The sequence below is a fragment of the Mucilaginibacter phyllosphaerae genome (assembly GCF_004378255.1).
Lineage (GTDB): Bacteria > Bacteroidota > Bacteroidia > Sphingobacteriales > Sphingobacteriaceae > Mucilaginibacter > Mucilaginibacter phyllosphaerae.
Map to the genome: position 1 here is coordinate 1 of NZ_SNQG01000024.1, position 304 is coordinate 304.

Annotated in this window: 1 protein-coding gene; it reads left to right on the top strand. The window is 48.0% G+C overall.

Translation table 11 applies throughout. The features are described 5' to 3' along the window. Window positions 1–201 (top strand): PAS domain-containing protein (locus E2R65_RS19500; RefSeq protein WP_134338171.1); only part of this gene is annotated, 201 nt, incomplete at its 5' end. Window positions 202–304: the final 103 nt, after the last annotated feature.

Below are 304 nucleotides of genomic sequence, written 5' to 3' on the forward strand. Positions count from 1 at the left end.
AAATGCATCCTGGATGAAGACCGCGACCGCGCCGCCGCCAAGTTTTTAGCAGACCTGAAGGCGCAGCAGCCCTACAAGGTTGATTTCAGGATCCGCCGTAAGGAAGGAGAGGTACGCTGGTGTATTGCTACCGGTAACCCGCAGTATAACCAGCAGGGTAAGTTTATGGGCTACATTGGCGCCTGCACAGATGTTACCTAAAAAACCATTACCGATATTGAGCTTCAACTAAAAAACAGCGAGCTTAACGACCAGATAAAGCAATTTGAATTTGTTACCGATTTTATGCCGGTACAGCTATGGA